The organism is Microbacterium petrolearium, from assembly GCF_054782875.1.
Map to the genome: position 1 here is coordinate 1 of NZ_BAAGRQ010000022.1, position 22,778 is coordinate 22,778.

At 73.6% G+C, this 22,778-nt stretch carries 21 protein-coding genes and 2 pseudogenes; 13 read left to right on the forward strand and 10 right to left on the reverse strand.

Features of this window, described 5'->3' with window-relative positions:
- Positions 1–66: 66 nt before the first annotated feature.
- Both ACYVJ0_RS12675 and ACYVJ0_RS12680 read left to right on the forward strand, forming a co-directional pair.
- Positions 67–480, forward strand: coding sequence for a cupin domain-containing protein (locus ACYVJ0_RS12675; protein WP_460818197.1), 414 nt, complete (start codon positions 67–69; stop codon positions 478–480).
- A gap of 64 nt (positions 481–544) precedes the next feature.
- The gene (locus ACYVJ0_RS12680) at positions 545–1,453 is read left to right on the forward strand and encodes an NADP-dependent oxidoreductase (RefSeq protein ID WP_460818174.1); all 909 of its coding nucleotides are present in this window, start codon (positions 545–547) and stop codon (positions 1,451–1,453) included.
- A 124-nt stretch (positions 1,454–1,577) separates the two neighbouring features.
- Here the strand turns inward: ACYVJ0_RS12680 and ACYVJ0_RS12685 are convergent, their stop codons facing one another.
- The 3 genes from ACYVJ0_RS12685 to ACYVJ0_RS12695 form a co-directional block, all read right to left on the reverse strand.
- Entirely contained in the window at positions 1,578–1,895 is a 318-nt protein-coding gene (locus ACYVJ0_RS12685; RefSeq protein WP_449854258.1) for a GNAT family N-acetyltransferase, read from the reverse strand.
- 108 nt (positions 1,896–2,003) lie between these two features.
- Entirely contained in the window at positions 2,004–3,029 is a 1,026-nt protein-coding gene (locus tag ACYVJ0_RS12690) for a zinc-dependent alcohol dehydrogenase family protein (protein WP_460818176.1), read from the reverse strand.
- A 207-nt stretch (positions 3,030–3,236) separates the two neighbouring features.
- A complete protein-coding gene (locus tag ACYVJ0_RS12695) occupies positions 3,237–3,764 on the reverse strand; it encodes a hypothetical protein (protein WP_460818178.1) in 528 nt (175 codons plus the stop codon).
- A 187-nt stretch (positions 3,765–3,951) separates the two neighbouring features.
- Here ACYVJ0_RS12695 and ACYVJ0_RS12700 point away from each other — a divergent pair.
- Together ACYVJ0_RS12700 and ACYVJ0_RS12705 are read left to right on the forward strand one after the other, a co-directional pair.
- Positions 3,952–4,793: pseudogene (locus ACYVJ0_RS12700) on the forward strand (cbb3-type cytochrome c oxidase subunit I).
- 42 nt (positions 4,794–4,835) lie between these two features.
- The gene (locus tag ACYVJ0_RS12705) at positions 4,836–4,976 is read left to right on the forward strand and encodes a hypothetical protein (RefSeq protein WP_449854254.1); all 141 of its coding nucleotides are present in this window, start codon (positions 4,836–4,838) and stop codon (positions 4,974–4,976) included.
- A gap of 33 nt (positions 4,977–5,009) precedes the next feature.
- On the opposite strand, the gene ACYVJ0_RS12710 is transcribed toward ACYVJ0_RS12705, so the two are convergent.
- Both ACYVJ0_RS12710 and ACYVJ0_RS12715 read right to left on the reverse strand, forming a co-directional pair.
- Positions 5,010–6,083, reverse strand: a complete 1,074-nt coding sequence (locus ACYVJ0_RS12710; protein WP_460818198.1) for an FUSC family protein — start codon at positions 6,081–6,083, stop codon at positions 5,010–5,012.
- Positions 6,084–6,119: 36 nt separating this feature from the next.
- Positions 6,120–7,463 carry a serine/threonine-protein kinase gene (locus ACYVJ0_RS12715; protein ID WP_460818180.1) on the reverse strand — a complete coding sequence of 448 codons (1,344 nt, stop codon included), beginning with the start codon at positions 7,461–7,463 and terminating at the stop codon, positions 6,120–6,122.
- A 220-nt stretch (positions 7,464–7,683) separates the two neighbouring features.
- On the opposite strand from ACYVJ0_RS12715, the gene ACYVJ0_RS12720 reads away from it, so the two are divergent.
- From ACYVJ0_RS12720 to ACYVJ0_RS12740, 5 genes are all read left to right on the forward strand, one after another.
- Positions 7,684–8,439, forward strand: coding sequence for a lytic murein transglycosylase (locus ACYVJ0_RS12720; RefSeq protein WP_460818181.1), 756 nt, complete (start codon positions 7,684–7,686; stop codon positions 8,437–8,439).
- A 97-nt stretch (positions 8,440–8,536) separates the two neighbouring features.
- Positions 8,537–9,469, forward strand: a complete 933-nt coding sequence (locus ACYVJ0_RS12725) for a hypothetical protein (RefSeq protein WP_460818182.1) — start codon at positions 8,537–8,539, stop codon at positions 9,467–9,469.
- The gene (locus tag ACYVJ0_RS12730; protein WP_460818183.1) at positions 9,466–10,677 is read left to right on the forward strand and encodes a cytidylyltransferase domain-containing protein; all 1,212 of its coding nucleotides are present in this window, start codon (positions 9,466–9,468) and stop codon (positions 10,675–10,677) included. The genes ACYVJ0_RS12725 and ACYVJ0_RS12730 overlap by 4 nt, the downstream gene beginning before the upstream one ends.
- Positions 10,674–11,546 carry an N-acetylneuraminate synthase family protein gene (locus ACYVJ0_RS12735; protein WP_460818185.1) on the forward strand — a complete coding sequence of 291 codons (873 nt, stop codon included), beginning with the start codon at positions 10,674–10,676 and terminating at the stop codon, positions 11,544–11,546. Before ACYVJ0_RS12730 ends, ACYVJ0_RS12735 begins: the two co-directional genes overlap by 4 nt.
- Positions 11,543–12,790 (forward strand): DUF6716 putative glycosyltransferase, encoded by a 1,248-nt coding sequence (locus ACYVJ0_RS12740; RefSeq protein ID WP_460818187.1) that lies wholly within the window; start codon positions 11,543–11,545, stop codon positions 12,788–12,790. The genes ACYVJ0_RS12735 and ACYVJ0_RS12740 overlap by 4 nt, the downstream gene beginning before the upstream one ends.
- A 27-nt stretch (positions 12,791–12,817) precedes the next feature.
- Here ACYVJ0_RS12740 and ACYVJ0_RS12745 read toward each other — a convergent pair whose 3' ends face one another.
- Positions 12,818–13,498, reverse strand: a complete 681-nt coding sequence (locus tag ACYVJ0_RS12745; protein WP_460818188.1) for an NUDIX hydrolase — start codon at positions 13,496–13,498, stop codon at positions 12,818–12,820.
- Between the two features lie 56 nt (positions 13,499–13,554).
- Between ACYVJ0_RS12745 and ACYVJ0_RS12750 the strand changes: the two genes are divergently transcribed.
- On the forward strand, positions 13,555–14,778 hold the full coding sequence (locus tag ACYVJ0_RS12750; RefSeq protein ID WP_460818189.1) for a glycoside hydrolase family 3 N-terminal domain-containing protein: 1,224 nt from the start codon (positions 13,555–13,557) through the stop codon (positions 14,776–14,778).
- On the opposite strand, the gene ACYVJ0_RS12755 is transcribed toward ACYVJ0_RS12750, so the two are convergent.
- From ACYVJ0_RS12755 to ACYVJ0_RS12770, 4 genes are read right to left on the reverse strand one after another with little or no spacing between them, the layout of a single operon-like run.
- On the reverse strand, positions 14,751–15,677 hold the full coding sequence (locus ACYVJ0_RS12755) for a 3-methyladenine DNA glycosylase (RefSeq protein WP_449854245.1): 927 nt from the start codon (positions 15,675–15,677) through the stop codon (positions 14,751–14,753). The genes ACYVJ0_RS12750 and ACYVJ0_RS12755 overlap by 28 nt on opposite strands.
- A 4-nt stretch (positions 15,678–15,681) precedes the next feature.
- A complete protein-coding gene (locus ACYVJ0_RS12760) occupies positions 15,682–16,962 on the reverse strand; it encodes a M18 family aminopeptidase (protein ID WP_460818191.1) in 1,281 nt (426 codons plus the stop codon).
- A gap of 58 nt (positions 16,963–17,020) precedes the next feature.
- Positions 17,021–18,052, reverse strand: a complete 1,032-nt coding sequence (locus ACYVJ0_RS12765; RefSeq protein ID WP_449854243.1) for an App1 family protein — start codon at positions 18,050–18,052, stop codon at positions 17,021–17,023.
- A 46-nt stretch (positions 18,053–18,098) separates the two neighbouring features.
- On the reverse strand, positions 18,099–18,779 hold the full coding sequence (locus ACYVJ0_RS12770; RefSeq protein ID WP_460818200.1) for a DedA family protein: 681 nt from the start codon (positions 18,777–18,779) through the stop codon (positions 18,099–18,101).
- 153 nt (positions 18,780–18,932) lie between these two features.
- On the opposite strand from ACYVJ0_RS12770, the gene leuS reads away from it, so the two are divergent.
- The 3 genes and pseudogenes from leuS to ACYVJ0_RS12785 all read left to right on the forward strand — a co-directional run.
- Positions 18,933–21,482 (forward strand): leucine--tRNA ligase, encoded by a 2,550-nt coding sequence (leuS, locus tag ACYVJ0_RS12775; protein WP_460818193.1) that lies wholly within the window; start codon positions 18,933–18,935, stop codon positions 21,480–21,482.
- A gap of 101 nt (positions 21,483–21,583) precedes the next feature.
- Positions 21,584–22,228: a helix-hairpin-helix domain-containing protein gene (locus ACYVJ0_RS12780; protein WP_460818195.1), complete on the forward strand. Its 645-nt coding sequence runs from the start codon at positions 21,584–21,586 to the stop codon at positions 22,226–22,228.
- A gap of 89 nt (positions 22,229–22,317) precedes the next feature.
- Positions 22,318–22,778, forward strand: a pseudogene (locus ACYVJ0_RS12785) (hypothetical protein); the annotation flags it as partial.

Consider the following 22,778-nt stretch of genomic DNA (forward strand, 5'->3'; position numbering starts at 1 on the left):
CCCTGCACGACGAGCTGGACCGCGTCGGCCTTGAACTCCTCAGTGAACTTCCTGCGATTCGTAGACATCTCTGCCTGTCGTTCCTTCCTGGTAACGACCGTCTACAAGAAGTGTCACACCCCAAACCCCGACTTCCGGAAGGTGCTGTGGACCGGTGAACACGCCCAGATCATGGTGATGACCATCCCGCCCGGCGGCCAGATCGGCGACGAGGTCCACGAGCACACCGACCAGATCCTGACCTTCGTCTCCGGCACCGGCGAAGCCGATCTCAACGGCCACACCCACCCCATCGATGCCGGTGACCAATGCGCGGTACCCGCCGGAGCCCGGCACAACTTCCGCAACACCGGCGACGAGCCGCTGCTGCTCTACACCATCTACAGCCCACCGGAGCATGCTGCCGGCGCCGCCTTCGCGACCCGGGAGGAAGCCGACGCCGCCGAAGCCGCCGGTGAGGACGAACCCCCTCGGCTCTGACCCCCATCGTCACGTTATCTAGGGCACTAAGACACACCGCTCAGATCAGAAGGAGATCGCATTCATGTCCAAGGTCTACGTCTTCACCGACTACGGCGGACCCGAAACCCAGCAGCTGATCGACCGGCCTATTCCGGAGCCTGGACCCGGGGAACTGGCCATCGAGGTCCGGGCCGCCGGTGTGAATCCGGCCGACTGGAAGATGCGCGAGGGCCGGCTGGGTCGTGCCTGGTCGTTGCCGGCGCCGATGGGCCGTGAAGCCGCCGGCGTGGTCATCGCGGTGGGCGGCGGGACCGAAGGCTTCGCGGTGGGCGATGAGGTGCACGGCCTGGTGGCGCCCGGGCAGGGCGGACTGGCCGAGCACACGCTCTTGAGCGCCTCCACCACTGTGGCCAAGCCCGAGGAGATCTCCTTCATCGACGCCGCCACCATTCCGGTGGCCGCAGCCACCGCCTATGACGCCACCCACCAAATCGAACTGGAACCAGGCCAGACCCTGCTCTTGTTGGGCGCTGGCGGCGGGGTGGGGCTGATGGCCGCGCAGATCGGCCGGGTACACGAGTTCACGGTCCTCGGCGTGGCCGACGTGGCCAAGCGGGAACTGATCGAGTCCACCGGTGCGGCCTTCATCGGATCCGGTTCGGGCGTGGCCGATCGCGTGCGAGAAGTCGCTTCCAGCGTCGACCTGATCGTCGATCTTGTCGGCGGTGACGCGCTGCGTGCCGTCGCCGATCTGGTGGCCGATCCGGGGCGGATTATCTCCGCGGCCGATCCGGACGCCGCGGTCGAACTGGGCGGCCGGGGCTTGGCACGTACGACTGAGGCCATGGGGAAGATCACCGAGGTGATCCAGTACGGGCTGGTCGACCCCCATGCGGACACCCAGTACGACCTCAATGACGCAGGTCAGGCGATCGCAGCCGTGGAGACCGGGCACGCCGGCGGCAAGGTCGTCGTGGTTCCCGAAGGCTGATCAGCCATGCCGGGCGTGGGGGCGAGTTGCGTACTGCGGATGCCCTTACGCAACGCGTCCATCATGGCCCGATCTGCGTCGTCGCTGACGAGGGCGCGAACCTCGTCCCTGGCACGTGATGATGTCAGCCGCACTGGTGCGGACTCGCCGAACTCGGGAAGGTCGACCTGACGTGACCAGCGCCGTCGCCGTGCGTCATTGTGAAGCCGACGACCTCGTCCCCGCGGGTCGCGACGATCGTGTCGGCGATCCGCTCGCGTGACCGCCGCGCGAAGGACTCGGGCGTGCGCGCCGCGACGAGGGTTTCGGGCACATGGCCGAGGTGGGCGTCGCGCCACCCGACCCGCCAGATCGCGGCGATCGCCTCGGCATCCGCCGGCAGCGCGGGGCGGATCAGGACGTCGCTGGGCGACGGTGACCCTTCGGGGAGAGATGCCGACACCGGTCCGTTCTCGTGGCGCTGCACAGAGCCAGTACATCGCGGAGTCGCGCGCGTCGGCAAGTCGCCCGCGGGCCCGCGCGTCCGTTGCGCGCGGGCCCGCGGCCGCGGTCAGAGGGTGAGCAGCACCTTGGTGGCGCGGCGCTCGTCCATCGCGCGGTAGCCCTCGGCAGCGGCCTCCAGTGGGAGAGTGAGGTCGAACACCTTGCCGGGGTCGATCTTCCGGTCCCAGATGAGCTGGATCAGCTCGGGCAGGAAGCGGCGCACGGGGGCGGGGCCGCCGTGCAGGTGCACTCCCGTGAAGAACAGGTCGAGCCCGTCCAGCTGCACGCCGTGCGAGACGCCGACGTAGCCGACGTAGCCGCCCGCGCGGGTGGAGTGGATCGCCTGCCACATCGACTCCTGGGTGCCCACGGCCTCGACGGTGCCGTGCGCGCCGTAGCCGCCCGTCAGCTCCTTCACCTTCGCGGCGCCGGCGTCGCCGCGCTCCTCGATGATGTCGGTCGCCCCGAGCTGGCGCGCCAGCGCCTGCCGCTCCGGGTGGCGGCTGAGCACGATGATCCTCTCGGCGCCGAGGTGCTGAGCGGCGAGCACGGCCGACAGACCCACGGCGCCGTCGCCGACGATCGCGATCGTCTTGCCCGGTCCGGCCTCGGCCGCCACCGCACCGAACCAGCCCGTGCCGAGGACGTCGGAGGCGGCGAGCAGCGACGGGATGAGGTCGGCATCGGGCTGGCCCGGCGTCGCGACGAGCGTGCCGTCGGCGAGCGGGACCCGCGCGTACTCTGCCTGCGTGCCGACAGCGCCCATCATCACGTTGTGGACGCAACGGGATTGGTAGCCCGCCTGGCAGATCTCGCACGTGTTGTCGGAGGCGACGAACGAGCCGACGACGAAGTCGCCCACCTTCACGTTCTTCACGTCGGCGCCGATCTCGGTGACGACGCCGACGTACTCGTGCCCCATGGCCTGCGGCGTCGCCGCCAGCGCCTCGACACCGCGGTAGGGCCACAGGTCGGAACCGCAGATGCAGCTCGCGGCCAGCCGGATGACGGCGTCCGTCGGCTCCTGGATCGACGCGTCCTCGCGCTCCTCGACGCGGACGTCGCCGGGGGCGTACATCATGACTCCACGCATGCGTGGTCTCCTTCGTGAGATCGTTCGTGCGGAACGAGGCGCCCCGCCGATGCGGCGACTGCCTCGGAGACAAGTCAACGCCCTTCCGCGTCGGAATGAGAGGCCTCAGCAGACCCCCTCACGCAGGTGCGGGGCGCCGCGCTGACGGGTTCCATCAGGCCCTCCCTCGCATCGCGTGAGGTCGGCGATGACCGGTTCTGACGCACGCTAGCGCCGCAGGGCCGAGGGGCGGGGCAGGCCGAGGTCCTCGAGCAGGTCACCGAGGGCGCGGTCGAGCTCGGCGCCGGCCTGCGTGAGCTTGTTGATGCCGAATGCCGCCAGAGGCGCGCTCGGCAGCTCGAGGCTCAGCACCGTGCCGGGGCGGCGGGCGGCGTGCGCCTCGACGCGGATGGGGGAGTAGAGCATGGTCCCGGCGTCGTGGCGGAACAGCCGGGCCGCGATGCCGTGATGCGCGATGAGCCACACCGCGCTGCGTGCGTCGCCGCCGGCGTGCCGCAGCAGCTCGTCGGGACGGGAGGACCACACGCGCACGAATCCGCTCGGCGACTCCCACTGCACGCCGCGGACGAAGGCGGACCACTCCGCGCCATCCGCCTGCGCGGCCGCCTCCGCGTCGGGCAGCGCGGGAACGGCTCGCTCGAACGCGGCCACGAGCGCGTCGAACTGGGCGTTCGTCTCGAGCCGGATGCGTCGAGCCGCGTACTCGATCGTGCTCTCCTCTGCGGCGTAGCTCATGCGTCCATTCAACTCCGTCGCGGCCAACGTGCGGCGTATACCGCCGCGGCCCGCGGCGGGCAACCCCGTGGGGCGGGGCGCATCGCGCCCGTACTCTCGACGCGATCCCGCGGTTCACGCGGGAGCCCCGTCCGGCGACGCAGGAGCGCGCATGAGCACAGAGCAGGTCAGGCGCGAGGCCCCGCCGATGCCCGCCGCGCAGGCGCGGCTGCTCGCGAGGCGGCGCACCGAGCAGAAGGGGAACGTCCTCGTCCGGTGGATCACCTCCACCGACCACAAGACCGTCGGGTACATGTACCTCATCGCGTCGCTGATCTTCTTCCTCTTCGGCGGCGTGATGGCGCTGATCATCCGCGCCGAGCTGTTCGCGCCCGGCATGCAGATCCTGCCGACGAAGGAGCAGTACAACCAGCTGTTCACGATGCACGGCACCGTGATGCTGCTGATGTTCGCGACGCCGCTGTTCGCCGGGTTCGCGAACGCGATCATGCCCCTGCAGATCGGGGCGCCCGACGTGGCGTTCCCGCGCCTGAACGCGTTCTCGTTCTGGCTGTTCTTCTTCGGCTCGCTCATCGCACTGGGCGGCTTCCTCACCCCGCAGGGCGCGGCCTCGTTCGGGTGGACGGCGTATCAGCCGCTCGCCAACGCCACCTTCACACCCGGCGTGGGCGGCAACCTCTGGATGACTACGCCGAGGAGGACCGGTTCGGCTGGATGAACCAGCTCTCCACGGTGGGGGCCGTGCTGCTGGGAGCGTCGATGATCCCGTTCTTCCTGAACGTGTGGATCACCGCGCGCCGGGCGCCGAAGGTGACCGTGGACGACCCCTGGGGCTACGGCGGATCGCTCGAGTGGGCCACGAGCTGCCCGCCGCCGCGCCACAACTTCACGTCGATCCCGCGCATCCGCAGCGAGCGGCCCGCCTTCGACCTGCACCACTCCGAGGATCCGGTGCCCGTGGGCATCGGGCCGGCCAAGGACGCGCCCGAGGCGCCGGCGGTCGACGCGGAGGACGGCAAGACGAGATAGGTGGACCGATCGGGTGTCGGAGGCCCCCGCCAGGATCGAAGGGTGGCGGATGGAGAGCCGACGAGGATCGCGCGGGCATTGACGGCCGTCGGCTGCGCGGGGTGCGCGCTCGTCGCCGCGGCACTCGTGCTGGTGCCGGCGCTCATGTTCATCGTCGGGGGGATCGGCGGGCTGTTCCGCTGACCGGACCGGCGCCGGGGAGCGGCGACCGGGTCGTCAGAGCACGGGGCCCGACGCGTCGATGATCCGCTGCAGGCACAGCGCGGCGGTCAGCAGGCGGTCGGCGGAGGAAGGATGCGGCGCGACGCGCGCGTCCACCGTCTCGCGGAACCGGTCCAGCGCCTGCTGGGCGGAATCCAGCCGGCCGCGCTCGGACGGCTCGTCGGGCGGAGCCTCGACGAGATCTGCGGCGCGCGTGATGGCCTCGCTCAGCCGATCCCGCAGGTCGGGGTCTTCGGGCAGCGCGCGGGTCCTGGCGTCGATGAGGGTCTCGGCGAGCTCGCGTGTGGCCGCGGTGGTGCGCTCGAGTGCGCGCATCCGGCGCAGGTTCTGGTCCTGCACCTGCTGCCGCCCGCGCGCGCGGGGGTTGGCGGCGCGGCTCTCGTCGGCCTCGCGCACCTCGTCCGCGACGGCCGCGGCCGTGGTGCTCAGCTCGCGCAGGCCGCTCTCGATCTCGTCCGGCTCGGCCTCGCCGGCGGCGACGGCGTCGGCCACCGCGCGCAGCTGCGCCGCCGCGACCGAGCGCAGCGCGGAGAGCCGCTCGCTCGCGCGGCGCAGGTACAGCGGTGGGAAGACGAGCAGGTTCACGGCGACGCCGACGACCACGCCGAACGCCATGGTCACGAGGTAGGAGACGGAGAACTCCTCGATGCTGCGCCCGCCGAGCAGCAGGGTGAACAGGCCCGCCATCGCGATCCATTCGCGGCCGGCGCCGAGCGCCCGGATGCCGCCGAGCGCGACGCCGACGCCGACCACGAGCGCCACGGCGACGATGCCGGGGACATCGGCCCACACGAGCAGCAGCGCCGCGATGCCGATGCCGATGCCCAGCGCCAGGCCGAGCAGCGCGAGCGCGCCGGAGCGGAGCGAGCGCGCGAGCGTGGGATACATGCTCACGAGCACGCCGAGCGGCGCGTAGTACGAGTACTCGTCGGCGGTGAAGGGGATCAGCGGGGCGACGTACCAGGCGATCGCGGCGGCGACCGCCGTCTTGGCGGCGAGCAGAAGGCGCGGCTGGTCGCCGAGGTCGCGCGCCACGGCGACCGCCGCGCCGCGGATGTCACGAGCCATGGTCACGCCGGCCGCTCAGTCCCCGCCCTTCTCGCGCTATTCGTCCGCCTTCTTCTGGGCCTCCTCGGCGTCCTTGCGCGCCTGCTCGTCGGCCTTCTTCTGCGCCTCCTCGGCCTTCTTCTGGGCCTCCTCGGCGCGCTTGCGCTCCTCCTCGGCGGCCTTCGCCGCCTCGTCCGGCCCGCCCTGCGGTCCGTTCTGCACGGTCTCGGAGCCGGTGCCGGAGCCGGAGTGGGCGGGCTCGGTCGCGTCGTCGTCGGCCGGAGCCGGCGGCACCACGGCGGGGGCCTCGTGCTCGACGGACTCCTCGGTGACGACGGGGGCCGCGGTGGGCGTGAAGGCGTCGAGGGCGAAGGCCCCGCCGACCGCGACCGCCGCCGCGGCGAGCGCCAACCCCGCGGCGAGCCGGCGGCGGCGAGGAGGACGCGCGGCGACGACCGGCGCGGCGAGCGGCGCGGTATGCGGCAGCACGCTCGTCGCGGCGGGCGTGGTCTCGTCCTCGGGCATCGGGAGCGTGGGCTGCGTCGCGGTCGCGGTCGCGCTCGCGCGCGGGGGAGCGATGGCGCGCGCCTCGAGCGCCACCTCGATCGCCGAGGGGCGCGCGGCCGGATCGTCGGCCGTCATCCGCCGCAGCAGCGCCGCCCAACCCGACGGCAGGGCGTCGGGCAGCTCGACCGTGAGGGCGTGCCGGGCGGCGAGGGCCTCGTTGGGCGCCGAGGCCGGGAACGCACGCTCCCCGGTGAGCGCCTCGAGCAGCACGAGGCCCAGCGAGTAGATGTCGGCGGCCGGCGACGGCTCCGCGCCGCGCAGCTGCTCGGGCGCCAGGTACGACAGCGTGCCGATCACGACGCCGGGCGAGGTGAGCCGCGCCTCGCCGAGCAGGTAGGCGATCCCGAAGTCCGCGAGCTTCGCGCGGTAGACGCGCCCCGGCGTGCCGGAGGGAGCGAGCAGCACGTTCGACGGCTTGACGTCGCGATGTACCACGCCGGCGGAGTGGACGGCGTGAAGCGCCTCGGCCAGCTCGGCGCCGAGCTCCGCCACGTCGGCGGCCGGCAGGGGCCCGCGCCGGATGCGATCGCTCAGCGTGGGCCCGTCGACGTACTCCATCACGAGGTACTCGGGCCCGCCCGGCGAGAACCGGGCGTCGAAGAGGGTGACCAGGCCCGGGTGGCTGAGGGAGGCGAGGGCGATCGACTCGCTGCGCGCCGATCGGGCGCCCGCCGCCTCGAGTCCGGTGCGCATCATCTTCACGGCGACGGTGCGGCCGAGCGCCGTGTCGTGCGCGCGGTAGACGGTGGCCATGCCGCCGGCGCCGACGCATTCGCTGAGCTGGTAGCGGCCCTCGAGCAGGGGCGCGGTGCTCTCCATCGACGGTGAACTCAACTCGTCCTCCTCGGACCCGGCCGGGACGGCTTCCCTGCACCCGACGATAGAGAGGGGCGGCGAGAAGCCGCGGGGGTCTTGACGAATGCCGGAACGCGTGCAACGTCCCCGCCGGGGAGCGGCCGCCTCGCCGGCGGGACAGCGTGTGCGGGCGTCATCCGCCCATTCTCCCGCGCGGGCCGCGAGGCCAACCTCCAGCCGCCTGCGTCAGGATCGGGGGGTGGCATCCAGAAGGCGCGGGGTCGGGACGGTCGTGGGCGTGGTCGCGCTCGTCGGCGTCCTCGCCGTGTGGGGCGTGGTCACGCTCGTCGGCGCGCTGAGCGGATTCCGGCCGGCGCAGGCGTGGCGGCCGGCGACCTCGGCTCCCGCGCCGCCCGATCCGCTCTCGGCGGCCCCCGCCGAGGCGCCGGGATCCGCGGGCGAGGCGGCGGATCCGATCTGGTTGGCCGAGACCGCATGGGCCACCGGCATCCCCGAGCGCGCGCTGCGCGCGTACGTCGCCGCCGACGCCCGCGCGCGGGCCGAGGGCTGCGCGGTCGGCTGGAACACGCTGGCCGGCATCGGCTGGGTCGAGAGCCGGCACGGCACGATCCACGGCGGCGCGGTGGATGCCGACGGCGTCGCGCGCCCGGAGATCCGCGGCATCCCGCTGGACGGCACGAACCGCACGCTCGCGATCCCCGACACGGATGGCGGCGCGCTCGACGGCGACACCGAGTGGGATCGCGCCGTCGGGCCGCTGCAGTTCATCCCGGAGACGTGGGGGAGGTGGGCGGTCGACGCCGACGGCGACGGCACGGCGAGCCCGCACAGCATCGACGACGCGGCGGCCACGGCCGCCCGCTACCTGTGCCGCCTCGACAGCACGCTCGAGGATGCCGACGCGTGGATCCGCGCCGTGCGGTCGTACAACGACACGCTCGACTACCAGACGCAGGTGGCGCGCGCCGCCGTCCGATACGCGTCCGCCGACTGAGCCCGCCGGGACGCGGACCGCTACCGTTCCCGAACGCGTTGCCTGCGCGTAACCTTCGTCGGCCGATTCGTTCACCGTGGGGGCGCAGGGTGAACACATGGTGGGCGAATCGGTGCTCGCGTGGGTGGAATCGCCGCTGCAGCTCGTCGGTGCGGCGGAGTGGGCGGCCGCGCACGGTCGCACGGTCGACCTCGCCGCGCGCGTCACGCCCCAGGTGCCCGAGACGGCCGACGAGCTGATCCGGCGGGGCGCCGCCTTCGCCGACAAGCAGCCGTACTTCGGCATCCCGTGGCGCATGCTCGCCTCTCACAGCCACTGGCTCGTGGGCGACGGCTTCTCCGGCCAGTTCCGGATGGCGGCGGCCGTGCTGCGTCCCCGGCGCGTCACCTTCCTGGACGACGGGCTCAACACGCTGGCCTTCGCCGACGCCCTCGCCGGCACGCGGCCCTATCGCCGCCCCGGCGTCGCCGAGCGCGGCCTCGCGACGCGCATCGCGCCGCTGGCCCTCGATCACGTGCGCCGCCGCTCGCTCGCCGGCGACGCCGACCTGTTCACGGCCTTCCCGCTCGGCGCCGCGCGCGAGAAGGCGGTGGCCGACTACGCCCTGCGGGTGCAGCGGCACGCGTTCGAGTGGCTGCGCGCATCCGCGCCCAGCGACGCCGTCGCCTCGACGATCGACGGAGATCGGATCGTGCTCGGCACGGCGCGCTCGGTCGACGGGCACATGCGCCGCTCGGAGCACCTCGCGTGGGTCGCGCGCGAGGCATCCGCCGGACCCGTCACCTACCTGCCGCATCGGCGCGAGCCCGACGAGCTGCTCGAGGCCGTCGCCCGCATCCCGCGCGTGCGGGTCGTGCGCCTGGGACTGCCGGTGGAGGTCGCGCTGGCGGGCCTGGGGCGCCCGATCGAGGTGCGCACGCTGCTGTCGAGCACCCTGACGACGCTGCCGATCGTGCTCGCGGGCACGGGCAGCACGATCGTCGAGGCCACCAGCGCGCCATCGCGCAACCGGATGGGGTCCTCGTCGTGAGCGAGGCCGTCGCGATCATCCCCGCGCGCGGCGGTTCCAAGGGAGTCCCGGGCAAGAACCTGCGCACCGTGGGCGGTGTGCCGCTCGTGGCGCGCGCCATCGCGGCCGCGCGCGCGGCGGCCGGCATCGACCGGGTGGTCGTCACGACCGACGACGACGACATCGCGTCGCTCGCGGCCGAGTGGGGCGCCGAGATCGTGCGCCGCCCCGCCGAGCTCGCGGGCGACGGCGCCAGCTCGGAGAGCGCGCTGCTGCACGCGCTCGACGAGCTCGCATCGCGCGGCGTCGAGGTCGGCGCGCTCGCGTTCCTGCAGGCGACGTCGCCGTTCATCGACGCCGCGGCGCTCGCGGAGGCCGTGCGCCGGGTGCGCGAGGGCGAGGCCGACAGCACCCTGTCGGCCGTGGAGACCTACGGCTTCCTGTGGCGGCGCACGGCGGAGAGCGCCGAGGGCGTGAACCACGACGCGGCGCACCGCCCGCGGCGGCAGGATCGCGAGCCGCACTACCTCGAGACCGGCGCGTTCTACGTGATGGACGCCGCGGGCTTCCGGAGCGCGCGTCACCGGTTCTTCGGCCGCGTCTCGCTCGTCGAGGTGCCCGAGCGCACCGCTCTCGAGATCGACACGCTCGAGCAGCTCGAGCTGGCGCGCGCGATCGCGGTGAGCGCGGGCGAGAGCACCGGCGACCGGATCGACGTCGACGCGGTCGTCACCGACTTCGACGGCGTGCACACCGACGACACCGTGTCGGTGTCGGGCGACGGCGGCGAGCAGGTCCGCGTCAGCCGCTCCGACGGCATGGGCGTGAGCCTGCTGCGCAAGGCCGGCATCCCCATCCTGATCCTGTCGACCGAGACCCACCCCGTCGTCACGGCGCGCGCGCGCAAGCTGCGCGTCGACGTGCTGCAGGCGCAGGACGACAAGGCGGCGGCGCTGCGGCGCTGGGCCGAGGAGCGCGGCATCCCGCTGTCGCGCGTGGCGTACCTCGGCAACGACGTGAACGACCTGCCGGCGCTCGAGATCGTCGGCTGGCCCGTGGCAGTGCCGGAGGCGCATCCGCTCGTCCTCGCCGCCGCGCGCGTCGTGCTCGATCGATCGGGCGGGGGCGGCGCCGTGCGCGACCTCGCCGACCGCGTGCTGCGGGCACGCGACCACCGAACCGGGCGGCATCTCGAGGCCGCCTCAGCACCAACCAGGGAGAACACATGACCGTCCGCATCGGATCGCGCGTGATCGGCGGGGGCCACCCCGCGTACGTGATCGCCGAGATCGGCCTCAACCACAACGGCGACGTGGAGCTCGCGAAGCAGCTCATCGACGTGGCCGCCGAGGCCGGAGCCGACGCCGTCAAGTTCCAGAAGCGCACGCCCGAGATCGCCACCCCGGAGCACATGCGCGACATGCCGCGCGAGACGCCGTGGGGCACGATGACCTACCTCGAGTACCGGCACCGCGTGGAGTTCGGGCGCGAGGAGTACGTGACGATCGGCGACTACGCCACGCTGCGCGGGCTCGACTGGTTCGCGTCGCCGTGGGACGTGCCGAGCGTGGAGTTCCTCGAGGACCTCAACGTCGTGGCGCACAAGGTCGCCTCGGCCTGCCTCACCGACGGTGAGCTGCTCGAGGCGCTGCGCGCGTCGGGCAAGCCGATCATCCTCTCCACGGGGATGTCGACGATGGAGCAGATCGATCGCGCCATCGGCATCCTCGGCACGGAGAACCTCGTGCTCATGCACGCGACGTCGACCTACCCGATGGAGCCTGACGAGGCGAACCTGCGCATGATCCGCGTGCTCAGCGACCGCTACCCGGGCGTGCCGGTGGGCTACTCGGGTCACGAGCGCGGCCTGCAGATCTCGCTCGCGGCGGTCGCGATGGGCGCCCAGGCCGTGGAGCGCCACATCACGCTCGACCGCACCATGTGGGGATCGGACCACGCGGCCTCGCTCGAGCCGACGGGTCTGAAGAACCTCGTCAGGGACATCCGCATCATCGAGAGCGCCTTCGGCGACGGCGTGAAGCGCGTGTTCCCCGGCGAGGAGGCCCCGATGGCGAAGCTGCGTCGCGTCACGGCGTGACGGACGCGCAGATCCCGCGGATCATCGCGGTCGCCGACTCCGACTCCTACGTCAAGTGGGCCGCGGCCCTGCTGGCGCCGGTGCCGGGGGCCGAGCTGATCGTGCTCGAGACCGAGCTGGTCGTCAGCCCCGCGCAGCAGCGCGCGGCGCTGGCGGGCAGCGGGCTCGAGCGCGTGCGGCGCGCGACGTACGACGAGCTGCCCGCGCTGCTCGCGGGGGCGAACGCCGTGCTGCTGGCCGCGCGCGGGCCGCTCGTGCGGGTGCTCGCGCGCCTCGCGGCGCGGCTCGATCCGGCACCCGTGATCCTCACGGGGCTGCCGGGCATCTCGATCCCCGCCACCTGGCTGGCCCTGCACTTCCGCCGCGGCTGCGACCTGTTCGTGCTGCACTCGCGCCGCGAGGTGCGGGAGTTCTCGGCCCTGGCGGCCGAGCGCGGCATCCCGCAGCGCTTCGGCCTCGCGACGCTGCCGTTCGCGCGCTCCGCGGAGCGCGTGGAGCGGGAGGGCACGGATCTCGTCTTCGCGGCGCAGGCGATCGTGCCGCGCCTGCGCGAGCATCGCGAGCACGTGGCGCGCCTGCTGGTGCGCGCCGCGCGCGCGCAGCCCGATCGCCGCGTCGTGCTGAAGCTGCGCGCGCGGCCGGGCGAAGCCGAGACGCATCGCGAGCTCGTGTCGTATCCGGAGCTGCTGGCGGAGCTGGGCGAGACACCGCCGAACCTCGTCATCTCGACGGCCCCGATGCGCGAGGCGCTCGAGACGGCCGAGGGGCTCGTCACCGTCAGCTCCACGGCGGCGATCGAGGCGGCGGCGCAGGGCGTGCCCGTGATCGCGCTCGACACGTTCGGCGTGTCGCGGCGGCTCATCAACCTCGTCTTCGAGGGCAGCGGGCTGTTGGCGGGGGATGAGGACGTCGTGGCGCGCCGGTTCCACCGACCGGCGCCCGAGTGGCTGGACGAGAACTACTTCCACGATCCGGCCGAGGACGACTGGCTCGCGCGCACGGCCGAGCTCGTCGCCCGCCGTCGCGCGGGCCTGCTCGCCCCGCACCGGGCGCCGCGCCGGCTGGGCGGACGCGCGCGCGACGCGTGGGAGCGCAAGCTCGCCCTGGGCGATCGCGACCGCTCGCTCAGCGGCACCCTGGCGTACGCCGTGGGCGTGCCGGCGCGGCGCGTGCTGCGCGCGGTGCGGCGCTGGACCGGCGGGCGCCGCGCCCGCGAGAGGGGATCGGCCTCGGCGGCGATGTGAGCGCCGGTGGCCGCCGTCGCCTCGGCGTCAGAGATCGATGATGCGATCCCGATCCCACGGCTCGCCCCAGCCGAGGCGCTCCAGCATCGCGTCGAGGATGTTCGCCGTGAACCCCCAGACGAGGTGATCGCGCCCGTCGATCCGCAGCCGCCAGGCGGGCCCGGAGAAGACGAGCTCCCCACGGCGCAGGCGGGTCGTCCAGCGGTTGGCCGGATCGACGAGGTCGGCGACCGGGGCGCGGAAGACCGACGAGGACTCGCCGTCGTCGACCACGCGCACGGGCGTCGGGCGCGCCCACCAGCCCAGCACGGGCGTGACCCGGTGCGCGGAGGGCGGCAGCGGCACCTCGGGCAGGGTGCCGAGCACCTCGACCCCCGTGGGATCGAGCCCGGTCTCCTCGACGGCCTCGCGCAGGGCGGCCTCGACGGGGCCGGCGTCGCCCGGGTCGATGCGCCCGCCGGGGAAGGCGACCTCGCCCGCGTGGCTGCGCAGCGTCGTGGCGCGCGCCAGCAGCAGCACGTCGAGGTCGCGCGAGACGGCATCGGCCTCGTGCACCGAGGGCGCGGCATCGAGCACGCCGAACAGCACGAGCACGGCGGCGGGGCGGAAGTGGTCCTCGAACGCGAACTCCGCCCAGCGCTCCGCGAGGCCGGCGTCGCCGACGAGGGCGCGCAGCTGCTCGCGCGCGGAGGCCGGCCGGTGCGTCATCACCTCCGACGTTACGCCACCGGCCGGCGCCCGAGGCGGGTGCGTACCCTGAAGGGGTGAGGCGGACGGCGAGCGGCACGGATCGGGCGACGCCCGGCACCGTCACCCGCGGGGCGACGGCGCTCGCTCTCGCCGTCACGGCGGCAGCCCTCGGGGTCGCGCCCGGCGGGCCCGCTCCGGCACCGGCCTCCGCCGCGCCGCCCGCCGACGATCCGGTCGCCGTCGTCGCCGCCGCGCCGGGGGACGTCTCCGCCGCAGCCGCCGACATGGCCGCGGGCATGGACGCGCGCGAGCTGGCCGGCACCGTCGTGATGGGTCACGTGGGCACGCAGGACCCGGCCGCGGCGGCGCGCTACCTCGACGCCAACGGGATCGGCGCGTTCCTGCTGATGGGCGCCAACGTGCCGGCGGACGAGACGGCGCTGCGGGCGCTGACGGCCGCGCTGCGCGGCGAGGGCGCCGCGCCTCCGCTGCTCGCGATCGACGAGGAGGGCGGCGTGGTGACGCGGCTGCCGTGGGACGACTTCCCGGCCGGCGGCGAGCTCGCCGCCGCGGACCCGGCCGCCGCCGAGACGGCGTTCGCCGCGCGCGGTGCGCTCGTGGCGCGGGCGGGCGCGCGCGTGAACTTCGGGGTCGTGGCCGATGTGACCGGCGACGCGTCGTCGTTCATCGCGCCGCGCGTGCTCGGCTCGGAGCCGCGGGCGGCGGCCGAGCGGGTCGCGGCGGCGACGGCGGGGGAGGCGCCCTTCGCGCTCACCACGCTCAAGCACTTCCCGGGTCACGGGCAGGTCGCGGCCGACTCGCACCACACGATCCCCGTGGCCGACCAGTCGTACGCCGACTGGCGCGAATCGACCGCGCGGCCGTTCGAGGCGGGCATCGACGCGGGCGCGCCGCTCGTGATGACGGGTCACCTCGTGTACCCCGACGTCGACGACGCACCCGCGTCGCTCTCTCCCGCATGGCACCGCATCCTGCGCGAGGAGCTCGGCTTCGGCGGGGTGGTGGTCACCGACGACCTCGGTATGCTGCTGGCCGGCGGCGACCCGCGCTACGCCGACCCGGTGGCGAACGCGGTCGCGGCGGTGGCGTCCGGCGCCGATCTCGTCGTGCACGTCGTCGGATCGGGGCCCGAGACGGCGGGCAGACTCGCCGACGGCATCGCCCGCGCCGTGGCCGACGGCACGCTCTCCGAGGACAGGCTGCGCGAGGCGGCGGAGCGCGTGCTGGCGCTGCGCCTGCGGCTCGGCGCTCAGACGGTGCTGCTGCCCGCCGACTGATCCGGCCCGCCGTCGCCGAGCCAGGCGCGCAGGATCCGCGCCCGCAGGTCGTTCGCGCGATCCGCGAAGGCCCGCTGGCGCCGCACGTACTCCGCCTTGCCCTCGGGCGTCTCGATGCGCACCGGCTCGACGCCCCACTCGCGCAGGTCGTACGGCGCGGCCTCCATGTCGAGCAGGCGGATGTCGCGCGCGAGCTCGAAGGCGTCGAGCAGCAACTCGCCCGGCACGAGCGGGCCGAGCTTGACCGCCCACTTGTACACGTCCATGCCCGCGTGCAGGCACCCGGGCTGCTCGAGCGCCGTCTGCGTCTCGCGCGTGGGCGTCAGGGCGTTGCGCGGGGCCGCCTCGGGCGTGAAGAAGCGGAACGCGTCGATGTGCGTGCAGCGCAGCTCGTGCGTCTCGACGACCCGGTCGGTGCCGTCCTGCCCGAGCCGCAGGGGCTGGGGATGCCGGTGCTCGCGCTGCCGGTAGACCATGGCCCACTCGTGCAGGCCGAAGCAGCCGAACCGGCCCGGCCGCGCCGCCGTGGCGCGCAGGATCCGCTCGATGAGCGCCGCCAGGTGCGGCTTCTCGGCCGCGAACGCCGCCGCGTCGGGCACGACGGCGTCGGGCGTCGATCCCGAGCGGTACCAGCGCCATCCGGCGCGGGGTGTGTCGGCCGCGCCGGCCAGCTCGACGCCCGCGCCGGGATGCCACCGGCGCAGCAGCGCGGGCTTGTACGCGTAGTAGGTGAACAGGAAGTCCCACACGGGGTGCTTCTCGCCACGCGCCGCGCGGGCGCGATGCGCGGCCGTGAGCGCGTCGGCGCGGGCCTCGTGCGCGGCCTCCCGCTCGCACCACTCGTCGCGCTCCAGGCGGATCGCGACGGCGGGCGGGGCGGGAAGGGCGGGGGCGGTCATGGGATCAGCGGGCGAGGATCGCGCCCATCGCGCGGGAGAGGTACCAGGGGTCGACGACGGCGGTGAGCTCGCGGGCGGAGTGCATCGACAGGATCGGCGCGCCCACGTCGACCGTGCGGATGCCGATCCGCGTCGCCGAGATCGGGCCGATCGTCGATCCGCACGGCACGGTGTTGTTCGAGACGAACTCCTGTGAGGGCACGCCCGCCGCGGCGCACGCCGCCATCCACGCCGCGGCGCCGTGCGCGTCGGTGGCGTAGCGCTGGTTGGCATTGATCTTGAGGATGGGGCCGCCGCCGGCCACGGGCCGGTTCTCCGGATCGTGCTTGTCGGCGTAGTTGGGGTGGACCGAGTGCCCGACGTCGCTGGAGACGTGCAGCGACGCGGCGAACGCGCGTGCCTGCTCGTCGGCGCCCGCACCGAGGGCGGCGCCGATGCGCCGCAGCGTCTCCTCGAGGAACGGGCCGGCCGCGCCGGAGCGCGAGGAGCTGCCGATCTCCTCGTGGTCGAAGGCCGCGAACATCGCGATCGCGTCGGCCGGCCGGGCGTCGCGGATGGCGACGAGCGCGGCGTGCGTCGAGAGCAGGTTGTCGAGGCGGCCGGAGGCGAACAGCTCGCTCCCGGCGCCGAAGACGCGCGGCTCCTGCGTGTCGGCGGCGACGATGTCGTAGCCGCCGATCTCGTCGACCGCCACGCCGGCCTCGGCCGCGAGGGCGGCGAGGATGTCGGCGCTCTCGGCGTCGCCCAGCCCCCACACCGGCGCCGTGTGGCGCTGCTTGTCGAGCTCGAGCCCGCTGTTCACGCCGCGGTCGAGGTGGATGGCCAGCTGGGGGATGCGCAGCAGCGGCCCGGTGCGCACGAGGTGCTCGGTGCCGTCGAGCCTGACGAGCCGGCCCGCGAGCTCGAGCTCGCGGTCGAGCCACGAGTTCAGCAGTGGCCCGCCGTACACCTCCCAGCCGAGCTGCCACCAGCCGCCGGGCCCGATCACCGTGGGCTTCGGCTTCAGCTTGAACCCGGGGGAGTCGGTGTGCGCGCCGACGATCGCGAAGGGCGTGAGCGCGCCGGCGCCCTCCGGCACCGCGAACGCGATGACCGATCCGTCGCGCACCACGACGTAGCGACCGCCGGGCGCGATCTCCCACGCCGCGGCCTCGTCCAGCACCGTGTAGCCCGACGCCGTGAGGCGGCGGGCCGCCTCGGCGGCCGCGTGGTAGGGCGAGGGCGACGCCGCGACGAAGGCGGCGAGGTCGTCGATGTGGGCGCGGGCGTCGGCAGGCACGGTCATCCTCCGATTATCCCCGCCCGCCGCTCCCGATCCTCCCGGTGCTCCGCGAGGCGGATCGTCACCCCTCGGGGAGCAGACCGACGGCCTCGAGCCGGTCGGCCAGGCCCGCGCCGTCGTCCTCCGTCACCCAGGGCACCCCCGCGGCGGTGTGGTCGTCCACCGCCGTGCGGCCGCCGGCCAGCACCGCCTGGGCGGGGGAGAGGCGCCGGATCGCCACGCCGGCGACGGAGGAGGGGTACTCGCGCGTGAACGTCGTGTAGATCTCGTCGTCGTGCTGCCCGTCGTCGCCGATGAGCAGCCACTCCACGTGCGGGAACTCCTCGGCGAGCCGGCGCAGGTTCGTGAGCTTGTGATCCTTGCCGCTGCGGAACCAGCGGTCGTGGGTGGGGCCCCAGTCCGTGAGCAGCATGGACCCCGAGGGGAACAGGTGCCGCTCGAGGAAGCGCGTGAGCGTGGGTGCGACGTTCCAGGCGCCCGTCGACAGGTAGATGACGGGCGCGCCGGGGTGCGAGCGTGCGAGACGCTCGAGCAGCACGGCCATGCCGGGCACGGGCTGGCGCGCGTGCTCGTCGAGCACGAACGAGTTCCAGGCCGCCAGCAGCGGGCGCGGCAGCGCGGTGACCATGACGGTGTCGTCGACGTCGCACACGACGCCGAAGCCCACCTCGGGTGCGACCACGAACACGCGGGCCTCGACCGACTCGCCGCCCTCGACCGAGAGATGCAGCGTCTGCCACCCGGGCGCCAGATCCGCGTCGATGACGGTGTCGACGACGCCGCCGCGGTCGGCGACGACCTCGTGGGTGCGTCCACCGACCGTGATCGTGACGGGCGCGTACCCCACCGGGATCCCCAGGAACGCGCGCCAGCCGCGCACGCTCGCCGGCTCGCCGGAGGGCGTGTCCTTGCGGGGCGGCACGATGAGCACCCGGCCGAGCACGCGCACCCAGCCGTCACCCCCGTATCCCGCGAAGGGCACGATGGAGGGACGACGGCCGCGGCGTCGCGCGAGGCGTTCGCGCCAGCCGTGGAATCGTCCCTCGAGCTTCGCGATCCAATGGATCTTGTCGCGGGTCTGCGGATCGGGCATCGCGCCCAGTCTTTCATGCGCGGGCGACCGGCGCCCGGCTGCGCGCTCACGCGACGGGCGCGTCGCCCTCTGCCGCGTCGGCCGCGTGATCCTCGTCCATGTGGCGCCGCTCCGCGCGCTGCAGCAGGTGCTTCACGAGCCAGGCCACGAGCAGGAACACCGCGATCACGCCAACGAAGACGTACCCGGCCCAGTGCGCGCGGTCGGCCAGATCCCGATACGAGCCGGCAGCGGCCGCGGCGATGGAGATGTAGATCGCGGTCCACAGGGTGCACGCCGGCAGCGTCCAAGCGAGGAACCGGCGGTACGGGTAGCCGCTCATGCCCACCGTGAGCGGCACGAGCGAGTGCAGCACGGGCAGGAAGCGCGACAGGAAGATGGCCAGGCCGCCGCGGCGGCGCAGGTAGCGCTCCGAGCGCTCCCAGTTGCGCTCGCCGATCCGCCTTCCCAGCCACGAGTGCCGGATCCGCGGGCCGAGCCACCGCCCCAGCGCGTAGCCGACGGTCTCGCCGAGCAGGGCGCCCAGGATCACCGCGACGCCGAGCAGTATGGCCTGCGGCACGTCGGCGACGCCGGTCGCGGCGACGATCACGACCGTGTCGCCCGGCACGATGAGGCCGACGAGCACGCTCGTCTCGAGCGCGATCGCGAGCCCGGCCAGGAGGGTCCGCAGCACGGGGTCGACGCCCTGCACGGCGTCGAGGATGGCGCTCAGCGCGTCGTTCAGCCAGCCCACCCGCTCAGCCTAGGAGAGGCGGTCGTGCGAAACGCTCGGGAAAGCCGCCCGAAATGGTGGAGTAACCTGGAAACCCCCGTGATTCCGCGCGTGCACGCGCATCGGGCGTCCGCTCCCGAACCGATCCGATTGGCCTTTCGCAACGTGTCGCAGACCTCCGTCACCGAAACCGCTCACGACCCGCACGCCATCCAGGCGAAGTGGCAGGCGTACTGGGCGGAGAACGGCACGTTCCTCGCGGGCGGCGACGACGACGCGCGCCCCCGCAAGTACGTGCTGGCGATGTTCCCGTACCCGTCGGGCGACCTGCACATGGGTCACGCCGAGAACTACCTCTACAGCGACATCGTGGCGCGGTTCTGGCGGCACCGCGGCTACAACGTGCTCAACCCCATCGGCTGGGACTCGTTCGGCCTGCCCGCCGAGAACGCGGCGATCCAGCGCGGCGCCGACCCGCGGGAGTGGACGTACGACAACATCGCGCAGCAGCGCGAGAGCCTGAAGACCTACGGCGTCTCGTTCGACTGGTCGCGCGTGCTGCACACGAGCGACCCCGAGTACTACCGCTGGAACCAGTGGCTGTTCCAGCAGTTGCACGAGCGCGGGCTGGCGTACCGCAAGGAGAGCCCCGTCAACTGGTGCCCCAACGACCAGACGGTGCTCGCGAACGAGCAGGTCGTCGACGGCGCGTGCGAGCGCTGCGGCGCGACCGTGGTGAAGAAGAAGCTCACCCAGTGGTACTTCAAGATCACCGACTACGCCGACCGGCTGCTCGACGACCTGAACCAGCTCGAGGGGTTCTGGCCGCACAAGGTGCTGCAGATGCAGCGCAATTGGATCGGCCGCTCCGTCGGCGCCGACATCGACTTCGCGATCGAGGGGCGTGACGAGAAGGTCACGGTGTTCTCGACGCGCCCCGACACGCTCTACGGCGCCACGTTCATGGTGGTCGCCCCCGACAGCGACCTCGCCGCCGAGCTGGTCGCCGGGGCGCCGGCCGAGGTGCGCATGCGCTTCCAGGACTACCTGGAGCAGACGCAGAAGCAGACCGAGATCGAGCGCCAGTCGGCCGACCGCGAGAAGACCGGCGTCTTCTTGGAGCGCTACGCGATCCATCCGCTCACGGGCGAGCGCCTGCCGATCTGGGCCGCCGACTACGTGCTGGCCGACTACGGCCACGGCGCGGTCATGGCGGTGCCCGCGCACGACCAGCGCGACCTGGACTTCGCGCGGAGGTACGACCTGCCGGTGAAGGTCGTCGTCGACACGACCGCGCCGATCACGGGCGCGATCCCCGTGATCGAGGTGGACGAGGACGGCGTGCCGATCGACGTGCCGCTGCCCAGCCCCGTCGAGACGGGCGAGGCGCTGACGGGCGACGGCCGGATGATCAACTCCGGTCCGCTCGACGGCCTCAGCAAGCGCAACGCGATCGCGCGGGTCATCGAGCAGCTGCAGGCCGCCGGCACCGGCCGCGCCGCCAAGCAGTACCGGCTGCGCGACTGGCTCATCTCGCGCCAGCGCTTCTGGGGCACGCCGATCCCCATGATCCACACGCAGGACGGCCGCATCGTCCCCGTCCCCGAGGACCAGCTGCCCGTGCGACTGCCCGAGGCGAAGGACATCGACCTGAAGCCCAAGGGCTCCTCGCCGCTGGGCGCGGCGGCCGGCTGGGTGGAGACGACCGATCCCGAGACCGGCGAGCCCGCGCTGCGCGATCCGGACACGATGGACACGTTCGTCGACAGCTCGTGGTACTTCCTGCGCTTCCTCACCCCGGGGAACGACGCGGTGGCCTTCGACCCGAAGGACGCGCGGCGCTGGGCGCCCGTCGACACGTACGTCGGCGGCGTCGAGCACGCGATCCTGCACCTGCTGTACGCGCGCTTCATCACGAAGGTGCTGTTCGACCTCGGCCTGGTGGACTTCACCGAGCCGTTCTCGAGCCTCATCAACCAGGGCATGGTGATCCTGGACGGCGCGAAGATGTCGAAGTCGAAGGGCAACCTCGTGCTCTTCAGCGACGAGCTGGCCCAGCACGGCGCCGACGCGCTGCGCGTGGCGCTGGCGTTCGCCGGCCCGGTGGAGGACGACAAGGACTGGAAGGACGTCTCCACGACGGGCGCCCAGAAGTTCCTGGCGCGCGCGCTGCGCATCGCCGACGAGGTCTCGAGCGACACCGACGTCGTGTGGGCGGAGGGTGACCAGGTGCTGCGCCGCGTGACGCACCGCCTGCTGGCCGACGCGCCCTCGCTCGTGGAGCAGACGAAGTTCAACGTGGTCGTCGCGCGCCTCATGGAGCTCGTCAACGCGATCCGCAAGACGATCGACTCCGGAGCGGGCGCGGGCGACCCGGCCGTGCGCGAGGCCACCGAGGCGACCGCGATGATCCTGGATCTGTTCGCCCCGCACACCGCGGAGGAGATGTGGCAGCGCCTGGGCTACGAGCCCTCGATCGGTCTCGTGCCGTGGCGCGCCGCCGACCCGGCGCTGCTCGTGGAGGAGCAGGTGACGGCGGTCGTGCAGGTGAACGGCAAGGTGCGCGCGCAGCTGCAGGTGCCGGCGAAGATCGACACGGAGTCGCTCGAGCAGCTGGCGCGCGCCGACGAGCGCGTGCAGCGCGCCGTGGGCGACGGCCAGATCGTGAAGGCGATCGTCCGCGCACCGAAGATCGTCAGCCTCGTCGTCAAGTAAGGCGGCGCCCGGTTCGCTCACAGCGGCGGATTCGCACACCGGCGGCGAGCGGGGCTGTGGATCGCAGGGCGGCGGCGGCGCCGCGCGCATAGCGTCGCGGCATGGCCGATCTCGATGCGTACCGTGCCCCGCCGCGGGCGCGGCTGGGCATCGGCGCGGCGATCGTCCTCGTGCTCGCCGTGGCGGCCGTCGCGATCGGGTTCGCGGTGTGGCGCGGGGCCGCCGCGCCCGTGGAGCGCATCGACGAGGCGCAGGTCGCGCCCACGCCCGGCGCGACCGTGGCGACGGGGGAGCTGTACGTGCACGTGTTCGGGGCCGTGAACGCTCCGGGGCTGTACGTGCTGCCGGCGGATGCGCGGGTGGTGGACGCGATCGCCGCCGCGGGCGGGGCGACCGACGACGCGGCGATCGAGGGCGTCAATCTCGCGCGCCCGCTCTCGGACGGTGAGCAGCTGGCCGTGCCGACCCGCGATCAGCTCGCGGCGCCCGAGCAGCCCACGGGCGACGGCGCGCCAGTTGCCCCGGGTGCCGGAGGAACCGGGAGCGCGGCCGGTGGCAAGATCAACGTCAACACGGCCGACGCAGCGGCGCTCGACACCCTGCCGCGCATCGGGCCGGCGATCGCCGAGCGGATCATCGCGTGGCGCGAGGAGAACGGGCCGTTCGCGTCCGTGGACGACCTGATGGCGGTCGAGGGGATCGGTGAGAAGACCCTTGCCGCGCTGCGCGACCTGGTGACGGTGTGAGCGGCGGGTCGCGGCGCGCGGACCTGCGCCTGATCCCCGCGGCAGCGGCCGCGTGGGCGGGCGCGTTCGGCGCGGTGATGATGCCGGGGGTGGCCTGGGTGCTTGCCGTGGCGGGACTGATTGCCGCGGGCGCTCTCGTCGCGCTGGCGGTCCGCCTGCCGGTGCGGTGCACGGCGCTCATCCTCGCGGCCGTCGCCCTGGCGACCGCCGGGGGAGCGGCCGCCCACGTCGCGGTTCTCGCGCCGGCGCGGGCGGACGCGGTCGATATCTCCGCCACGGGCGAGGTGCGCGCCCGCGTGGAGATCACCACCAAGGTCGAGCCCCACGGCGCGCGCGTGTGGTTCGGCGGCGTCGCGCAGACGCTCGATGGGGTCGACGGTCGGGCGCCGGCCGTCGTGCCCGTCCGCGTCGCGATCGACCGGGCTTCGCCCGCGGCGGACCGGCTGGACCTCGGCTCCGTCGTCGACGTGCGCGGCGGGGCGGAGGCGGGCGAGGCGGGCTCGGCCGAGGCGCTCGTGATCTTCCCCCGCACCGCCGAGCCGGTGCGCGA